Annotated in this window: 11 protein-coding genes; all 11 read right to left on the bottom strand. The window is 64.2% G+C overall.

What is annotated here, in order from left to right; all coding sequences use genetic code 11:
* Positions 1-12: 12 nt before the first annotated feature.
* Complete coding sequence (gene ftsH / locus JJE66_RS03345; RefSeq protein WP_200512693.1) at positions 13-1,935, bottom strand: ATP-dependent zinc metalloprotease FtsH; 1,923 nt, start codon at positions 1,933-1,935, stop codon at positions 13-15.
* Between the two features lie 256 nt (positions 1,936-2,191).
* Entirely contained in the window at positions 2,192-3,262 is a 1,071-nt protein-coding gene (gene tilS / locus JJE66_RS03350) for a tRNA lysidine(34) synthetase TilS (RefSeq protein ID WP_200512694.1), read from the bottom strand.
* A gap of 171 nt (positions 3,263-3,433) precedes the next feature.
* Positions 3,434-4,474 carry a tol-pal system protein YbgF gene (gene ybgF / locus JJE66_RS03355; protein ID WP_200512695.1) on the bottom strand — a complete coding sequence of 347 codons (1,041 nt, stop codon included), beginning with the start codon at positions 4,472-4,474 and terminating at the stop codon, positions 3,434-3,436.
* Between the two features lie 184 nt (positions 4,475-4,658).
* Positions 4,659-5,147 (bottom strand): peptidoglycan-associated lipoprotein Pal, encoded by a 489-nt coding sequence (gene pal, locus JJE66_RS03360; protein ID WP_200512696.1) that lies wholly within the window; start codon positions 5,145-5,147, stop codon positions 4,659-4,661.
* A 263-nt stretch (positions 5,148-5,410) separates the two neighbouring features.
* Complete coding sequence (locus JJE66_RS03365) at positions 5,411-6,157, bottom strand: N-acyl amino acid synthase FeeM domain-containing protein (RefSeq protein ID WP_200512697.1); 747 nt, start codon at positions 6,155-6,157, stop codon at positions 5,411-5,413.
* Positions 6,158-6,319: 162 nt separating this feature from the next.
* Positions 6,320-8,647, bottom strand: coding sequence for a bifunctional diguanylate cyclase/phosphodiesterase (locus JJE66_RS03370; protein WP_200512698.1), 2,328 nt, complete (start codon positions 8,645-8,647; stop codon positions 6,320-6,322).
* A gap of 247 nt (positions 8,648-8,894) precedes the next feature.
* Positions 8,895-10,244 (bottom strand): Tol-Pal system beta propeller repeat protein TolB, encoded by a 1,350-nt coding sequence (tolB, locus tag JJE66_RS03375; protein ID WP_200515258.1) that lies wholly within the window; start codon positions 10,242-10,244, stop codon positions 8,895-8,897.
* A 41-nt stretch (positions 10,245-10,285) separates the two neighbouring features.
* Positions 10,286-11,248: a protein TolA gene (locus tag JJE66_RS03380; protein ID WP_200512699.1), complete on the bottom strand. Its 963-nt coding sequence runs from the start codon at positions 11,246-11,248 to the stop codon at positions 10,286-10,288.
* Positions 11,249-11,252: 4 nt separating this feature from the next.
* Positions 11,253-11,705, bottom strand: coding sequence for a protein TolR (gene tolR, locus JJE66_RS03385; RefSeq protein WP_128964211.1), 453 nt, complete (start codon positions 11,703-11,705; stop codon positions 11,253-11,255).
* Between the two features lie 43 nt (positions 11,706-11,748).
* Positions 11,749-12,465, bottom strand: a complete 717-nt coding sequence (tolQ, locus tag JJE66_RS03390) for a protein TolQ (RefSeq protein WP_200512700.1) — start codon at positions 12,463-12,465, stop codon at positions 11,749-11,751.
* A 657-nt stretch (positions 12,466-13,122) separates the two neighbouring features.
* Positions 13,123-13,887: a DapH/DapD/GlmU-related protein gene (locus JJE66_RS03395; RefSeq protein WP_200512701.1), complete on the bottom strand. Its 765-nt coding sequence runs from the start codon at positions 13,885-13,887 to the stop codon at positions 13,123-13,125.
* Between the last annotated feature and the right edge of the window lie 22 nt (positions 13,888-13,909).

Raw genomic sequence — 13,909 nt, forward strand, 5'->3', positions numbered from 1 at the left:
GCGACGCGGGCTTCAGGCCTGCGGCTGCGGCTCCAGGCCGGGATCCGGATCGGGCCGCGGGCGCGGCTTGCCGGCCGGCGGCACGGCGGAGGCGCGCGGCGTGGTCGGCTCGAGCACGGACTCGCGGTTCGGCTTCTTGCCCTTGAGCAGGTCGATGATCTCGTCGCCGGAGAGCGTCTCGAACTCGAGCAGGCCCTTGGCGAGCGCCTCGAGATCGGCGCGCTTCTCGGTGAGGATGCGCGTCGCTTCGTTGTAGCCCTCTTCCACGAAGCGCCGGATCTCGGTGTCGATCTTCTGGACCGTCGCTTCCGACGCGTTCTGGGTGCGCGACACCGACATCCCTAAGAAAACCTCGTCCTGGTTTTCGCCATAGGACACGGTGCCGAGCGCTTCGGACAGGCCCCAGCGCGTCACCATCATGCGCGCAAGGCGCGTGGCCTGCTCGATGTCGGAGGACGCACCCGACGTCACCTTCTCGCGGCCGAAGATCAGCTCTTCGGCGACGCGGCCGCCCATCATGATGGCCAGACGCGACGTCATTTGTTCGAGCGACATCGACAGCTTGTCGCGCTCGGGCAGCTGCATGACCATGCCGAGCGCACGGCCGCGCGGAATGATGGTCGCCTTGTGGATCGGGTCGGTCGCGACGACGTTGAGGCCGACGATGGCGTGGCCGCCCTCGTGATAGGCCGTCAGCAATTTCTCTTCCTCGGTCATGACGAGCGACTTGCGTTCGGCGCCCATCATCACCTTGTCTTTGGCTTCCTCGAACTCGGCCTGGGTCACCATCCGCTTATTGCGGCGGGCGGCGGTGAGGGCTGCTTCGTTGACGAGGTTCATCAGGTCGGCGCCGGAAAACCCGGGCGTGCCGCGCGCGATGGTCTTGAGGTTGATATCCGGCGCCAGCGGCACCTTGCGGACGTGAACCTTGAGGATCTGCTCGCGGCCGACGACATCCGGATTGGGGACCACGACCTGGCGGTCGAAGCGGCCCGGACGCAAGAGCGCGGGATCGAGCACGTCGGGACGGTTGGTCGCGGCGATCAGGATCACGCCCTCGTTGGCCTCGAAGCCATCCATCTCGACCAGCAGCTGGTTCAGCGTCTGCTCGCGCTCGTCATTGCCGCCGCCGAGGCCGGCGCCACGGTGGCGACCGACGGCGTCGATTTCGTCGATGAAGATAATGCAGGGCGCGTTCTTCTTGGCCTGCTCGAACATGTCGCGCACACGAGAGGCGCCGACGCCGACGAACATTTCGACGAAGTCCGAACCCGAGATGGTGAAGAACGGCACATTGGCTTCGCCCGCGACCGCACGCGCGATCAGGGTCTTGCCGGTGCCGGGAGGGCCGACCAGCAGCACGCCGCGCGGAATGCGGCCACCGAGGCGCTGGAATTTGCCGGGGTCGCGGAGGAATTCGACGATCTCCTGCAGATCCTGCTTGGCTTCGTCGACGCCGGCGACGTCCTCGAAGGTGACGCGGCCATGGGCCTCCGTCAGCATCTTTGCACGCGACTTGCCGAAGCCCATCGCCTTGCCGGCGCCGCCCTGCATCTGCCGCGACAGGAAGATCCAGACGCCGATCAGCGCGATGAAGGGCAGCCAGGAGACCAGCAGCGAGACGAACCACGGCACGTTGTCGCCGGGCGGCTTCGCGGTGATCTGCACCTTGCTGTCATAGAGGCGCTTCACCAGCGTCGGGTCGCTCGGCGCATAGGTCTGGAAGCTCGAACCGTTGGTGAAGGTGCCGTGGATCTCGGGACCCTGGATCACGACGTCGCGGACATGGCCCTGGTCGACCTCGCTCAGCAGCTGCGAGAAGGCGATGTCCTGCGAGGAGGCGCGCTGACCCGGATTCTGGAAGAGCGTGAACAACGCCAACAGCAGCAAAACAATGATGACCCAGAGGGCGAAATTGCGCAGATTGGCGTTCATCGATCTTCCTTCGTGGTCGCGCGGATCGCGGCCTCAACCTTGGGCAGACTAGAGAAAATCCCCAAGGAATCCTCTCGGTTAGACGCATACAATTTAGGTGCCGCCCCGGTCGCTGCCAAGGGAACGAGATGGGACTATTTATCCCATCTTAAAGCGATTCCCGCGGAAATAATGGCGTCGAGGCCGGGGTTTTTCCTGCCTGGTTAAGGCGTCCTGACGGAAGGCCTGCGGAAACGGCCGGTGTCATGATCCGCCCTCATCCGCCTTTTGACCGCCGGGCCGGCGCAGGCGCGATGTGGATACGCCCCCCGGCCAAGCTGATCAAGGCTCCCGCCAGGGTCTGCTTCAGGATGGCACGGCCATTTGCGGGTGCACGGGAATCCGTGGCCAGATCAGTCGCGATGGCCCGATCGAGCGTGGCCAGGAGAGTCTCGACCTTGCCGAGTTCCGCCGGCCCTTCGTGCCCGAGCGCGCCGATCGCCCGCAGCAAGAGCCGCAGCCGGACTTCTTCCGGCAAGGTGGCAAAGGCCGTGGCCACGAAGCTGCGAACGTCATGCTGCGGCGCATCGCCGCGATCCCGCAATCGAACGAAGCGCTCGGCACCGTCAGTCAGCACCTCGACCGCGGCATTGGCGCGGGCGAGCCGCGCCGACAGCCGCGCCAGCGTGCGGGCATCGCCGCCCTCGGCTGCGAGCTGCGGCAGCAGCGCCCGCAACCGGGGCCGCGTGAAGGCAGCGTCGCGGTTGGTAGGATCGTCGGCGAAGCCGACCTTCGCCCGCTTCAGGGTCGCGATGAGCTGCGACTTCGGGACGTCGAGCAACGGCCGCGCCAAGACAATGTCGTCGCGCGTCGTGAGGCGCGCCATCGCCGCCAGCCCGGCAATGCCGCTGCCGCGCAGCAGCCGCATCAGCAGCGTCTCGGCCTGGTCGTCACGGGTATGGGCGGTCAGCACGTGGCTCGCGCCGGCCTTGCGCGCGGCCTGGGCAAGCAGGCGGTAGCGGGCCTCGCGCGCCGCGGCGGGTAATCCTGTCTTCGGCTTTGCATCACGCCAGCGCAGGGTCCGGTGCACCAGGCCAAGCTCGGCCGCGAGCCGCTTGACCTCGCGCGCCTCGCGCGCCGCCTCCGGCCGCAGGCCGTGATCGACGGTGACGACCGTGAGCTCCGGACCGCGGGCAAGGCTGCGCCGCCAGCGCGCCGCGAGCCACATCAGCGCGACCGAGTCGGGCCCGCCGGAGACCGCGAGCACCAGCGCGGGCGCGCTTTTCAGCTCGGCGAAGAGCTGCTTCGCCGCGCGCGCCGAGATCGGAGAATTGTCGTCGTCTGACATGACGCGGCCCAGCAATGGCAGGCGGATGGCGGGCGCAACTCTAGCGCAGCGCCCTCTGCCTTGTCAGCGAGCGCCGCCGCACGCCAAGCGCGATTTTAGTTGGGGCATGATCCTTTCGGAAAACCGCTGCACACTTTGCGCTAACGCGGCCCTTCGGGTCCGGATCATGCCCTAGCACTTCACCCGCTTCTGCTCGCGGTCGACCGCGGCTTTGACGCCGGCCGACGCACGCGGATATTTGCGGCCGACCTCGCCGAAGGCGGCGCAGGCGGCCTCCTTCTCCTTCAGCGCGGCGAGCGACTGGCCGAGCCGCAACAGCGCATCCGGCGCCTTGGCCGATTTGTCGTACTTTGTCGTGACGGCGAGGAAGGCCTCCGCGGAGTCGCGATATTGCTGGCGCTGGAAATAGCTCTCGCCGAGCCAATATTGCGCATCGCCGAGCAAGGGGTCGCTCGGATATTTCTGCGCAAAGTTCTTCATGGTCTGCTCGGCGAGCGCATAGTCCTTGCGCTGCATGTAGCCGATGCCGAGGTCGAACTCGTCGCGCGGCCTGGCCGAGGGCGGCAGGGTCGTAAGACCCGTCCCGCCGGCTTGCGGCGGATAGCCGGGCTGGGCCGGAGCTGCGGCCTGCGGATAGCGACCGCCATTGTTGCTGAGATCGAGCGGCTCGCCGGGGCTGCGGCCACCGGGCGCGCCACCCTGACCCCCTGCCGACATCGGCTGCTGGCCGCCACCGAGCGCACGCGGCGCGCCGGGCGCACTTGGATTCTGGCTCGGATCGAAGGCATCGCCGCGGCGGCGCGTGCCGGGGGCGCCGGGGCCCGGCTGTTCCTGAACGATCGGCGCGGGAGCCGCGATCTGCGGCTGCTCGTAATTCGGTTGCGTGGCCTGTTGCTGCGGCGGCGGCTGGCGATAGCCGGGAGCGACCTGCGCGGGCGGCATGGCGGCGACATTGGGCTGGGCCGGCTGTCCGGGCGTCGCGCTTTGCGCGCCGCCGTCGAGCGCCCGCAGCCGCTCTTCGAGCTGGCGGTTGCGATATTGCAGCTCTTCGTTCTGGCCGGTGAGCTGGCGCAGCTGGTTTTCCAGCCGCTCGATCCGCATCTCGGGGTCGCCGTCGTCCGATTGGGCGAAGGCGGGCGCGCACAACGCGCGCAAAGAGAGCAGCGCGGCGAACGCCACGGTGCCGTTAATTGCCTTGAATCTGGATGACATCTTGCCCTGACGACGAAAACAAAATCTGCAACGGAACATGCGACGCGCCACACTTTGAAAGGCAGTACGCCAAAAATGTGGCTGGCACCACGGGGTTTCGGTCACAGATCGCTGAAACGAAACCGGCGCCCGAGAGGGCGCCGGCATCATCGGTTTCTGAAGATGAACAGCGGCTGACTGAAGGTCAGGAGCTCGCGTTCAGCACGGTCACAGCGCGACGGTTCTGCGACCAGCAGGAGATGTCGTTGCAGACGGCGACGGGGCGCTCCTTGCCGTAGGAGATCGTGCGCATGCGGTTCGCATCGATGCCGCGCGAGGCGAGGAACGCGCGCACCGACTGGGCGCGGCGGGCGCCGAGGGCGATGTTGTATTCGCGGGTGCCGCGCTCGTCGGCGTGACCCTCGATGGTGAAGGAGTAGCGCGGATAGGTCTGCAGCCACTGCGCCTGCTTCTCCAGCGTCACGATCGCCTGCGGGGTCAGATCGGTCTGATCGCTCTCGAAGAATACGCGGTCGCCCACGTTCACGACGAAGTCCTGCTGGCTGCCCGGCGTCGCCGCGCTCGCATTGGCGTCCATACCCAAGTTCTTGTTGGCGCAGGCGCCCATCGACAGGGCGATGGCAAGCACCGCGGCCAGCTTCAATCCCTGGAGGATACGCATAGGATATTTCATTCCGGAGCCTCCACGCTCACGTTCGTCCACTGCTGTCCGGTCTACAGGGGGTTGGTTAAGCGAACGTTCCGTCAACCTTGACGGAACCTTGCCTCAGCCGATCAAAAGCCCCCAACCAGCGAAAAGCACCCGTCATGGTTAATGGGTTGTAAATGTGGCGCAAGGGTGAAGGCAAGCCGCGTTAACCGGCGAAACGCCGGTTTTGCGGGACGGTGTGCTTTTGCGGGACCGCAAGGCGGCGACGGGGGGGGAACCGGCGCCGATCAGGCCAAGGGCGCGGCTGACGGACTGAGCGGCGCTGAAACGAGCACCTGCCGGAGCACGGCCGGTCGTTGATCAACGCGTTCGAACAGCATCCGCCGTTCAAACGCGTTCGAACGCATGATGGGAAAGCGTGTCAGCACCTTTTCCCGCAGGTTCCGGAAATCCGACGCCATCAACGACGTCTTCATCGTATGCCAGCCGGGGAACGCGCGCGGCTCGGCCACGGGCTCATGCAAAAAGACACGACGATAAAACGGCTGGTGATCGGGACGCACCATCGCGAGGCCGGTATCGGCATTGAAATACTCGCAAGCCAGATAGGCCAGCCGCAGCGTAAGGTAAGGGAGTTCTGGAAGTCGCTTGGCTTTGTCGGGATCGGCAGCAAGCCGCGCCGGATCGACGAAAACCTCGCCTTGATCCAGCCGCCTGTGGAGAACATCGCCGTACAATTCGGTCGAATAGGATAAGCGGCATTCCTGCGTCAGGACATGAATGCGGACGGAGCTGCACAGCTCTCCGTCGACGTAAACCCCGAATATCCAGACATTGGGCGCGTCGTCATAGACATCACGGACCTGACAAGTCTCAGATGGTAAAATCAAACCACCATTCAGATATGCCTTGTAGCGAAGATGAAAGATCGAATCTCTGTCTTCGGGACTCTCGATCAGGCGGTAGTCGATACGATCGAACAGCGCTGCCCCGCGTACTGGCGAGGGCCTGCGTAGCTCGCCTTGAGACGACATCCGATACTCCAAAACTTCCAAACAACTTCCGCGAGTACTGAAAGATTAAAGGTTCCTTAACGCAATTGCAAAGCCTTAGAACGGTTAGGGTTAACCTTTGGAGGCCGGAAAACCACGGATACGGCCCGCAATATCGAGACAGGATTGGGCGTCGCGTGAAGCTTAGGCGAGTGATCGCGAGGAGACTAGGATCAACTGCTCCTGCAAGCGATTGCCATGCGAAGCACTGAGCAATTGACGGACCCGCGCGGCGGGGACGGGACGGCTGAACAGGTAGCCCTGTCCTTCCGTGACGGTGCCATCGGCGCTGATCAAGTCGAGTTGCTCGCTGGTCTCGATGCCCTCGACCACGACGGCCATGCCGAGGTCGGCCGACAGCCGCGCCACGCCGCGAAGCAGCGTCAGCGGGCGGTCGGTGTCGATGCCCTCGAGGAAGGAGCGGTCGATCTTGACCTTCTGCATCGGGAAGTTGTGCAGATAGCTGAGGCTCGAATAGCCGGTGCCGAAATCGTCCAGTGAAATGCGCACGCCGAGCGCATGCAGCTGGGACAGGATGTCGTGGGTGAGCTGGGTGTTGCGCAGCAGCGAAGATTCGGTGATCTCGATCTCGAGGCGGTGCGCCGGCAGGCCCGACACTTCGAGCGCGTAGCGGATCTCGCTCAGCACGTCGCGCTGGTGGAATTGCTGCGGCGAGAAGTTGACCGCGACGCTGACGCCCTCCGGCCACTTCATGCATTCCATGCAGGCGCGGCGCAGGATCCAGCGGCCGAGATCGACGATCAGACCCATGTCCTCGGCGACGGGGATGATGTCGACCGGCGAGACCGTGCCGCGCACCGGATGATTCCAGCGCAGCAGCGCTTCGCAGGTGGAGATCCTGCCGGACTTCAGATTGACCAGCGGCTGGTAGAACAGCTCGAACTCCTCGTTGGCGAGAGCCTTGCGCAGGTCGAGTTCGAGGATGCGGCGGGCTTCGACGATCGCCGCCATCTCGTCGCGGAAGAAGCAGAAGGTGCCACGGCCGTCGGCCTTGGCGCGGTAGAGCGCCATGTCGGCGTTCTTGAGCAGCGTGTCGGCGCTGGCGCCCTCCGGCGGGGTCAGCGCGATGCCGACGCTGGCACCGATCTCGACCAGATGATTGTCGATCCGATAGCGCTCGCTCAGGCGCTCGACGACGCGGCGGGCAAGGCTCGCGGCGTCCTCGGCCGCGCTGATGTTCTGCTGGAACACGACGAACTCGTCGCCGCCGAAGCGGGCGACGAAATCGTCCGGCCGCAGCATCTCGCGCAGGCGGTTGGCGACCGCGCAGAGGAGCTGATCGCCGCAGGGATGGCCGAGCGTGTCGTTGACCTGCTTGAACTGGTCGAGGTCGATGAACAGCAGCGCGGAGAGGCGCTCAGCGTGATGCGAGGCGGCCAGCAGAGATTCGATCTCGTTGCGGAAATGGACGCGGTTGGGCAGCGCCGTCAATTCGTCGTAACGGGCAAGATGGGTGATCTTGGCCTCGGCATTGCACCGCTCGGTCACGTCCTCGAGCAGCACCACCGCGCCTCCGTCGGCCATCGGCTGGACCGTCCAGGACAATGACCGGTTTCTCTCCGCGTCGGGATCGACGGTCACGATCTCCTTCGCCTGCGAATTCTCGATATCGGCGATGATCATCTCGCCGCTGGTAGCCGATATCGAGCCGGAGCTGACACACGCGGCCACGATATCGCGCGCGGTGGAGCCGCTCCGAACGAGATCGTTGGGAAGGTCCATCATCTCGCTGAAACGGTGATTCATCACCGCGAGCTGCCTGTCGACGCGGAACATGCACAGACCGTGCGGCATGTTGTTCAGGGCGGTATCGAACTGGCCGGCGAGCGCCGCCTCGCGTTCACGAGCCACGACCGCCCGCATGAAGATTCTGTGCAGATTGGCCGAGAGCTGCATGATCGCCAGCAGGAACGCCGCGCTCACGAAGGCCATCGCGATGTAGTAGGGCGTGCCGCGGATTGCGAGGGCAATCACGATGGGACCGAATTGCAGCAGGGCCTGCTGGTGGAATATCCAGGGACGTCCGTACGCCCTGCCCGCGCCTCCCGCCACGATCCCGGTGGTGACGGACAGCGCAATGAGGTGAACGACGGCATCGTCGCTGCTCAATAAGGCGGTCGAGCACCATGTGGCGATCGCGGCAGCCTGAATGAGCGCTCCAGCACGATAGCGCTTCTGCCACTTGCCGGCCTCTTCGGCTGTGAGGTCTGGCTTGTGGGAGCCGAAGCGCTGGAGGTAGAACACCCGGATCGCGCCCGCAACGACAAGAAACAGGACGCACCCCCACAGCAGGCTTTGTCCGGTCTTCAGCGCGGTCAGGCCCGCTGCAAAGGAGACGAAGACGACGCCCGCAAGCAGCGGGCCGGACGCTTCGAACAGCGAATCGATCAGCGCTGCCGAAAGCTTCGTCGGCTTTTGATCTATCCCGCCGGTCTGGTCTGCGAATTGCATTTTGGTTTGTACGCGCGTCCTGTTTGGAGCGTACTTTTACCCAGACCAGATGAAGCCTTTCTGAGGGAACATCGTTAAAGTCGAGTTGTTTTTCGGCAATAGCGAACCTATTTCTGCTGAAATATCAAGCAACTAGGCAAGCCTTGCCGGGCACAAGGTGAAGGAAAGCTTGCCGCGCGCGCCGAAACCCGAAAAATCCGCACTTTTTCTTTTCGAAAAGATCGCGCGTCGCTAACGCGCAATCGATCTATTGGCCCGCGGTCGCGGACAGCAGCGGCGACCACGCTGGGTCGGAGGCGAAACCCGGCGTCGGCACTTTCAGCTCGTTGCGGCCGGAGATGTCGACGGAGAACAGCGACGGTCCGCTATTGCCGCCGGGATCGCGGAAGAACATCAGCACGCGCCCGTTCGGCGAGAAGGTCGGGCCTTCGTTGTGAAAGCCGGACGTGAGGAGCCGCTCGCCGGTGCCATCAGGCTTCATCACGCCGATCGAGAACTGCCCGCCGCCTTGCCTGGTGAAGGCGATGTAATCGCCACGCGGCGACCATACCGGCGTTGAATAGGTGGCGTTGTTGTCGTCCTTGGAGAAGGAGATGCGCTGCGCCGCTCCGCCGCCCGCCGCCATCACATAGATCTGCGACCTGCCGCCGCGATCGGATTCGAAGCAGATGCGGGTGCCGTCCGGTGAGTAGGACGGAGACGTGTCGATCGCCGGCGTGTCGGTGAGGCGCGTGGTCGAGCGCGAGCGCAGGTCCATCGCGAACAGGTTGGAATTGCCGCCCTGCTGCAGGCTCATGATGACACGCTGGCCATCCGGCGAGAACCTTGGGGCAAAGGTCATGCCGGGGAAGTTGCCGACGATCTCTCGCTGGCCGGTCTCGATGTTGAAGAGATAGACCTTCGGATCGCCCTGCCCGAACTCCATATAGGTGATCTCTTGCGAGTTCGGCGAGAAGCGCGGCGTCAGCACGAGGTCGGCGCCGCGGGTCAGATAGCGCACATTGGCGCCGTCCTGATCCATCATCGCGAGCCGCTTGACGCGGCGCTCCTTCGGCCCGGACTCGTCGACGAACACGACGCGGCTGTCGAAATAACCCTTTTCGCCGGTCATTTGCTCGTAGATCTGGTCGGAGATGATGTGGGCGATCCGGCGCCAATATTCCGGCGAGGTGAAATATTGCTGGCCGGCGAGCTGCTGGCCAGTCACCACGTCCCACAGACGGAATTCGGCCTTGAGCCGGCCGTCCGGCTGCCGCGTCATGCGGCCGGTGACGAGGGCCTGTGCGTTGAGGGTCTTCCAGTTCTGGAATTGCGGCGCGACGTCGATGTTGTTGATGCGCTCGATGAAGGCGGCCTGGTCGATCGGGGCAAACAGGCCCGAGCGTTTCAGATTGTTGGTGATGACCTGCGTGACGCCGTTGCCGACATCGCCGTCGGCGGGCGAACCCGGCACGAAGTTGGTGATCGCGATCGGAATCGGCCGAAACTCCGTGGGATCGATACGGAGCCGCCCCTGCGGCTGCTGGGCGAAGGCCTGTCCGCCCCCGAGCAGCGCGAGCGTCGATCCGGTCAGGGTCATGAAGCGGCGGCGGTTCATCGATCGAACGTCATTCATCGCAAAATTCTTTTGTTCGGATGTCACAACATGTCTTTCAGGCCGAAAGTCATCGGAATGAGCTTCCAGGTGTCGTATTGCTGCTTCGGCAGGAACGAATAGACTTGGCACTGCACTATGGCGCGCTTGGCGCTCTCGGCGACTGCCTGGGCGATCGACCGCGACGGTCCTCGCACCGCAACGATGACGGGCTCCGAGGCGAGCGATCCGTCGATCTTCATGGGAATGTCGATGTCGGCTTCGTACTGGTTGGCGTCCTGGCCGTTGTAGGTGGGCGTGAAGCAGCGCTTGACCGCGCCCTGGAATGCACCTTGCCAAGTCGCGACATTGGTGGCGGCCGTCCCGGACGTCGAGCCCAACGAGGCGGACGCATTCAGCGCTGAGCCAGCGAGCTCGTGTCGGGTCGCGGCACGTTTGTCGAGGTCGCGGGCAATCTGCGCGGGATCGAAGGTGCGCTCCTTGGGCTTCGGTTGCTGCTGCGGCTGGACGGCCGCGACCTTTTGCTCCACCGGCTTGGGCGGCGGCTTCTTGGTCTCCAGCTTCTTCTGCAGTTCCGCGATCGGATCTTCCCTGGCCGGATCAGGCTTCTTCTCCTGCGGCTTCGGCTCTTCCTTGGGCTTGGTCTCGGCGACCGGCTTCGGCGGATCGGGCTTCTTCTCGACCGGCTTTTCGACAGGCTTCGGCGGCGGCGTGTCGGGAGTCGAGTTGGTCTTGATCAGCTCTTTCTTCTCGGTGACCTTGCCGACGGCATCTTCCTCCGGCTTGGCCTCGGCGATCTTCTCGACCTTGGGCTTCGGCTCTTCCTTCTTGCCGGTCTTTTGTCCGTTGGTGATCTGCGCCAGCTGGTCGGTGGAAATGATGTCGATCGGCAGCGACTCTTCCGGTGCGATGAAGGCCCTGCTGCTAAAGGTGAGCAAGCCCCATCCAATCACGAGGACGTGGAGAGCAATCGACGCAACGAGTGTTTTGTCGACGTTCACCTTCACCTGCTTAGGACCCCTGATCCGCTTCCGTGACGAGCGCCAGCTTCTTGAATCCTGCACCTGACAACAGGCCCATCACCCTGGCCACCGTGCCGTAATCCGCCTTCTTGTCGGCGCGCAGATAGATGCGTTCCTCGAGTCCACCGCGCGCATCCGTGATCGCCTTCAGCTTCGGGATCAGATCGGTCAGCGCCACCTCGGTATCGTTGATGAATACCTTCCCCTTGATGTCGACCGACATCTGGAGCGGCTTTTGGTCGTTCTGGTCGAGAGACTTGGCCTGGGTCTGCGGCAGGTCGAGCGGGACGCCGACCGTGAGCAGCGGCGCCGACACCATGAAGATGATGAGCAGCACCAGCATCACGTCGACCATCGGCGTGACGTTGATCTCGGCCATGACCGGCTTGCGCCGGCTGCGGCGCCCGCCGCCTCCGGACGAACTGGCTACGTTCATGCCCATGGCTTGATGCCCAATCTCGCCTTCACACTATACATGCCGTCCGTCAGCCCCGCTCGTCGATCTGGCGGGACAGGATGGCTGAAAATTCATCGGCGAAGCCCTCGAGCCGCTGGGCCTGCCGGTTCACCTCGGAGGTGAACTTATTGTAGAAAATAGTGGCAGGAATGGCGGCGATAAGGCCGACCGCGGTGGCAAACAGCGCTTCCGCGATACCGGGCGCCACCACCGCCAGAGAGGTATTTTTCGACGCCGCGATCGACTGGAAGCTCGACATGATGCCCCAGACCGTGCCGAACAGGCCGACAAAGGGGCCGGCCGAGCCGACGGTAGCGAGCACCAGCAGCCGGCGTTCCAGCCGCTCGACCTCGCGCGAGATCGAGACATTCATGACCTTGTCGATCCGCATTTGCAGGCCCGCGACCGAGCGGGCATGGCTCTCGAAGGAACGCTTCCACTCGCGCATCGCGGCGACGAAGCAGGCCGCCATCGAGTGCGTCGGCTTAGCCGAGAGGGTACGGTAAAGGTCCTCGATCGACTCGCCGGACCAGAACGCCTGCTCGAAGCGGTCCATCGAGCGGCGGGTGCGGGAAAAAAGGAAGATCTTGTCGATGGCGATGGCCCAGACCCAGACCGAGCAGGACAACAGGCCCAGCATGACGCATTTCACGATCCAGTGAGCCTGCCAGAACAGCGCGATCAGCGACACGTCGGCGGAGGCGGCAACCGGAAGGGCGGACTGAGCCACGTCGGCCGGATTCATCAGCAGTATCCTCTCAACGCGATCGTTACTTGGCGATCGTTACCTAATGTCCCGGCGCGCTAAATCGCCGCCGGTTCCCCAACAGCCGCGCTAGCACCGGCGCGGGGGCAAGCCCGCTCAAAGCCTTGTCTTTCTGGGGTGCAGGGGCTCGTCCAAAGCCGCCGCCTGCATTCCCTGCCAAGATGTCAAAACTATGGGCCTCGACGACAGCTTTGGGCGCGATTGTCCATGATTACCAAGCCCGGCGATGGTTAATGCGAGGTTACCGCAGGCGAATTTGGCTGCGGGAAAGGGTGGCAGGCCAGTGATTTGGCGGGGAAATTGCCTCCAGCGGCAATTTTGCCGCGAAGCACCCGTGCGTAGCTGCCGGGCAGCACTCAGGCCGCGTCGGTCGTCGCAAGTACCCGCTGCAACGCCGCAACGAAGGTTGCGAGCTTTGGCGCATCGTTCGCCGATGCCACGTCGCCGGCCATGACGGACAGACAATCGACGGAACGCTTTGCCCCCGAGCTCCCGCATCTGGCCGAAGGCCTGATCGCTTCCCGCTCCGCCAAGCGTGCAGAAAAACGCCATTGCTAGAGAGTTTCGACTTGTCCGCGACAGAGGCTGATAATCGTGGCCTTCGGAGAAAGCGGCGGGATAGATCCGATCGGCGCGTCAGGCCGCTGGGGCCGGCTCCGGGCAGTTGGTCAGTCGCGCGGGATTGCCGACCGCGGTGCAGCCGCCGGGCACGTTTGATGTCACGACCGTGCCGGCGCCGATCTTCGCGAAATCGCCGATACTAATGTCGCCGAGGATGGTCGCGCCGGCGCCGATGTAGGCACCGCGGCCGATGCGCGGCGAACGCGCCGGCAGTTCATTGCGGCGACCGATGCTGACATTCTGGAGGATGGTGGTCCCCTCGCCGATCAGCACATTGGCGCCGATCACGATGCCCGTGGCGTGATCGAGATAGACCGACGAACCGATGCTCGCGGCGGGATGGATGCTGACCTGCAGCAGATTGGAAGACTCGTTCTGAAACAAGAGCGCGGCATCGACATGGCCGCGATGCCAAAGCCAGTTCGAGACGCGCCAAGCTTGCAGCGCGGCGTACCCCTTGAAGTGTAGCAGCGGTGACAACAGCCCGGTGATGGCGGGATCGTGGATCGCGATCGCCTGCAAATCGCGGCCGGACGTCTCGATCAGGTCCGGTGAGCCGTGAAACGCGTCGAGGGCAAAGGCCACGAAGCGCGCTCGCTCCGCTGCAGAACCGCCAAGTCTGCGGCCGATCAGATCTGCCAGGGCAGCGGCAAGATCGTCATGGACGAGGACTGTCTCGCCAAGGGATTTGCCAAAGACAGGATCGGCCGCCATTGCACGTTGTGCCTCAGCACGGATCTCCTGCCAGAGACCATCATTCGCCGAGGTCGCAGCCGCCATCGTCGCCGCCTCCTTCTTCGCG

This window comes from Bradyrhizobium diazoefficiens (assembly GCF_016612535.1).
Classification (GTDB): Bacteria; Pseudomonadota; Alphaproteobacteria; order Rhizobiales; family Xanthobacteraceae; genus Bradyrhizobium; species Bradyrhizobium diazoefficiens_C.

Excerpts from the sequence above, each read along its gene's own strand:
- JJE66_RS03395 (WP_200512701.1), bottom strand. The coding sequence starts at position 13,887 with ATGGCGGCTGCGACCTCGGCGAATGATGGTCTCTGGCAGGAGATCCGT.
- tolB (WP_200515258.1), bottom strand. The coding sequence starts at position 10,244 with ATGAACCGCCGCCGCTTCATGACCCTGACCGGATCGACGCTCGCGCTG.
- JJE66_RS03370 (WP_200512698.1), bottom strand. The coding sequence starts at position 8,647 with ATGCAATTCGCAGACCAGACCGGCGGGATAGATCAAAAGCCGACGAAG.
- JJE66_RS03365 (WP_200512697.1), bottom strand. The coding sequence starts at position 6,157 with ATGTCGTCTCAAGGCGAGCTACGCAGGCCCTCGCCAGTACGCGGGGCA.
- tolQ (WP_200512700.1), bottom strand. The coding sequence starts at position 12,465 with ATGAATCCGGCCGACGTGGCTCAGTCCGCCCTTCCGGTTGCCGCCTCC.
- pal (WP_200512696.1), bottom strand. The coding sequence starts at position 5,147 with ATGAAATATCCTATGCGTATCCTCCAGGGATTGAAGCTGGCCGCGGTG.
- tilS (WP_200512694.1), bottom strand. The coding sequence starts at position 3,262 with ATGTCAGACGACGACAATTCTCCGATCTCGGCGCGCGCGGCGAAGCAG.
- tolR (WP_128964211.1), bottom strand. The coding sequence starts at position 11,705 with ATGGGCATGAACGTAGCCAGTTCGTCCGGAGGCGGCGGGCGCCGCAGC.
- ybgF (WP_200512695.1), bottom strand. The coding sequence starts at position 4,474 with ATGTCATCCAGATTCAAGGCAATTAACGGCACCGTGGCGTTCGCCGCG.
- ftsH (WP_200512693.1), bottom strand. The coding sequence starts at position 1,935 with ATGAACGCCAATCTGCGCAATTTCGCCCTCTGGGTCATCATTGTTTTG.